This is a genomic window from Romboutsia sp. (genome assembly GCF_051659545.1).
In the GTDB taxonomy this organism is placed as follows: Bacteria; Bacillota; Clostridia; order Peptostreptococcales; family Peptostreptococcaceae; genus JBOFOR01.
In genome coordinates this window covers 1-2,541 of record NZ_JBOFOR010000023.1, presented here as the reverse complement: position 1 = coordinate 2,541, position 2,541 = coordinate 1, and the positions used below count along the sequence as shown (strand labels likewise).

At 32.2% G+C, this 2,541-nt stretch carries 8 protein-coding genes; all 8 read right to left on the bottom strand.

Features of this window, described 5'->3' with window-relative positions; all coding sequences use genetic code 11:
• Window positions 1–406, bottom strand: a 406-nt coding sequence (locus ACRC03_RS01280; RefSeq protein ID WP_438650738.1) for a hypothetical protein, incomplete at its 3' end; no start/stop codon positions are given.
• A complete protein-coding gene (locus tag ACRC03_RS01275; RefSeq protein WP_438650737.1) occupies window positions 399–584 on the bottom strand; it encodes a hypothetical protein in 186 nt (61 codons plus the stop codon). The genes ACRC03_RS01275 and ACRC03_RS01280, both read right to left, overlap by 8 nt.
• Window positions 585–773, bottom strand: coding sequence for a hypothetical protein (locus ACRC03_RS01270; protein WP_438650736.1), 189 nt, complete (start codon window positions 771–773; stop codon window positions 585–587).
• Window positions 757–1,077 carry a hypothetical protein gene (locus tag ACRC03_RS01265; RefSeq protein ID WP_438650735.1) on the bottom strand — a complete coding sequence of 107 codons (321 nt, stop codon included), beginning with the start codon at window positions 1,075–1,077 and terminating at the stop codon, window positions 757–759. The genes ACRC03_RS01270 and ACRC03_RS01265 overlap by 17 nt, the downstream gene beginning before the upstream one ends.
• Window positions 1,055–1,411, bottom strand: a complete 357-nt coding sequence (locus ACRC03_RS01260) for a hypothetical protein (protein ID WP_438650734.1) — start codon at window positions 1,409–1,411, stop codon at window positions 1,055–1,057. The genes ACRC03_RS01265 and ACRC03_RS01260 overlap by 23 nt, the downstream gene beginning before the upstream one ends.
• Window position 1,412: 1 nt before the next feature.
• Window positions 1,413–1,796 carry a hypothetical protein gene (locus tag ACRC03_RS01255; protein ID WP_438650733.1) on the bottom strand — a complete coding sequence of 128 codons (384 nt, stop codon included), beginning with the start codon at window positions 1,794–1,796 and terminating at the stop codon, window positions 1,413–1,415.
• Between the two features lie 2 nt (window positions 1,797–1,798).
• Complete coding sequence (locus tag ACRC03_RS01250; protein WP_438650732.1) at window positions 1,799–2,023, bottom strand: hypothetical protein; 225 nt, start codon at window positions 2,021–2,023, stop codon at window positions 1,799–1,801.
• A partial coding sequence (locus ACRC03_RS01245) for an HNH endonuclease (RefSeq protein ID WP_438650731.1) occupies window positions 2,024–2,541 on the bottom strand: 518 nt, incomplete at its 5' end. It lies immediately after the preceding gene.

The window sequence follows — 2,541 nt, the reverse complement described above, 5'->3', positions numbered from 1 at the left end:
TCCAACCTTCCCCATAGGGTTTCTTAATATTACACCCACATTCATCACAAATATAGTCACATTTCCTAACTACTCCATCAATATAAAGATTAAGTTGCTCTGTTGTAGATACATAAATCCTCAATGTTGCATATTTCTCTTTAATATCTGATATGTGTAATGGGTATCTCAATATGTATTGATTACAGTAGTTCATCCACCACATAGTTAACTTCCACTGCCATCTATACATACCAAATCCATGTGTTTTGTAGGTAGCATTAAGTACCCATCTTGGCACCCACCAAGGTCTAATTAGTATATCTAAATCTACTATAAGTCTTTGTATGTAGTTAGCCCATTTACCATAGCCTTCTGTATATACAAAACCCATGTACTTGTAATCCCTGTCATTAAATTTACCCATTTCTTTTCCTCCTTAATGCTTTAATTAGCACATTAATCCATAACTCCGGCCTAACTCTACTATTAATTAACCTTTCAGCTTCTTCATCAGCTAAATTATAGTTACCAATAGTAATATCTTGTGGAAACTGACTTGCTGCTTCTTTAAGCAGTGTTTCTTTCTGGTGTTTCTTATTCATCTAATTTGGTATTAATTCACCACCACAATGTGGACATTTAGGGTAGTCATCATCAGTCCTAACAGTACTACCACACTGCTGACAAACATACTTTACAATATCATCTTTGTCAACCCACTTCTTTACTTTCTTAGTAGCTTTGTAAACTTCAGGCTTTACTTTCCTAATGTCCTTAAATGTCTTTCCCATTACTTATTGTATCAAATTTAATAATTGCTTTAGTAATATCATTATAAGTCCAAGCCCATGTTCCAAAGTCATTAGCTTTAGGATACTGATACTTAAACTCTGTTTCTGAAAATATCTTTTTAATAAAATCTAAACATATTGCTGAAATCTTCTTTTTAAATACTTCATAATGTTCAGAATACTCTGTCTTAACATGGTACAGGAAAGCAGTAGTGGATTCATTTAGTTTAGTAAATACAAATCCACCTACTTCTCCCGTACCAGTAAAGTTTTCTATTGGTCTAACTTGGTGCAACAATTCCATTTTCTTCTATAAATTCTAAATACATCCTTAACTTGTCTATTTCAGTAGTAGTTTCTCTTAACATATCTACTAACTCTGTAACTTGATTTGTTAAGTAAACATGCATCTCATCACCCCATTCTGCTGGTACAATATCTTTTGGTGTACTTGCTGCTAAAGCTATTAAGTTACCCTTAATTTGTACTATTAACTCTTCCTTTTCAGAAATTGCATGTTTTACTTCCCATTGGGTATGAAATACTGCATTTCTAAGAAATAAATCTGTTGTAAAAAAGGCTTTAATTCTGCCTATTTTAAACTTTATATCCCTTTTAAAGTCTGTTCCCCATGCCATATCACTTGTTATTATTTTGTGTTAATATTGCTAATTTCCTTAATATCAAAGCAGCTAAATCATGCATACTAATGTTATAAATACTTGGTGTGTTAAACCAATCTCCCAATAGCTCTTTTGCATCTTTATGCTCTTCAGTGGTATTATCTGTCAATTTACTTAAATACGTTGCAATTTGGTCATTGTGAGCAGCTAAATTAGCATGTATCCTAACATCAGCATAATCTATGTCCCCTATCTTGTATATCATAGAGGTAATAGAACTAATACCGGGTTTTTTAGCTACTAACCATATCCCCTCATGTAACATATCCTTGTCATAACTAACAACAGGTCTGTAATAATTCTTACCGTTAATTAGTACTTTTCTATAAAATGTTTCCATAACTACTTATCTTTATTATTTCTAACTTCCTTATCCCACTTCTCCAGTGCTCCACCATCATCTTGGTAATTCTTGCTATCTCTCCTTATACTTCTGTTTAACAGAAATATGTAAATAAACATAACAAGTAAAAACACAAATGGTATTGCTGCCACTGCTAATGGGAAATCAATTACTGGTACAAGCATCATTAATACTACCCATAATGTAAAGTAAAATTTAATCATTTAACTATCTGATTTAGTTCTATTACAGCCTTTACACAACATCTGACAATTATCTACATGTGTTTTACCACCATTAACCCAAGGGGTTATATGGTCTGCTTCCATTTCCTCTATATTAAAAGTATTGGTACACTTAACACATTTTCCCTCTTGTTTTTGATACACTTCTCTTTTTTGACTATTGCTGAAAACCCTTATATTTAAGAATTTAGGCTTGTTAGTAATTAAGTATAGAAATATACCGGGTTTCTTTGTAACATCTTCATCAACTAACATCTCTGTAATCTTAGCTTCTAACTGCGTTGAGTTGTAAACATTAGCTTTGTGGTCATTATAAAGAAATCCTAATGGCAAACCCTTCATTTCTTTACGATAGTTGGGAAACACTGTTTTAAACCAATTTACAACATTTTGGTAATAAACCCATAGAACATTAGCATCTGCATCATTTTGATGTGTTGCCATATATTCCTCTATTTCACCCTCACTAATCCAATCTAACACTGTTTCTAAATAGT

Coding starts and splice junctions, on each gene's coding strand:
- ACRC03_RS01250 (WP_438650732.1), bottom strand. CDS start 2,023: ATGATTAAATTTTACTTTACATTATGGGTAGTATTAATGATGCTTGTA.
- ACRC03_RS01270 (WP_438650736.1), bottom strand. CDS start 773: ATGGGAAAGACATTTAAGGACATTAGGAAAGTAAAGCCTGAAGTTTAC.
- ACRC03_RS01275 (WP_438650737.1), bottom strand. CDS start 584: ATGAATAAGAAACACCAGAAAGAAACACTGCTTAAAGAAGCAGCAAGT.
- ACRC03_RS01255 (WP_438650733.1), bottom strand. CDS start 1,796: ATGGAAACATTTTATAGAAAAGTACTAATTAACGGTAAGAATTATTAC.
- ACRC03_RS01265 (WP_438650735.1), bottom strand. CDS start 1,077: ATGGAATTGTTGCACCAAGTTAGACCAATAGAAAACTTTACTGGTACG.
- ACRC03_RS01260 (WP_438650734.1), bottom strand. CDS start 1,411: ATGGCATGGGGAACAGACTTTAAAAGGGATATAAAGTTTAAAATAGGC.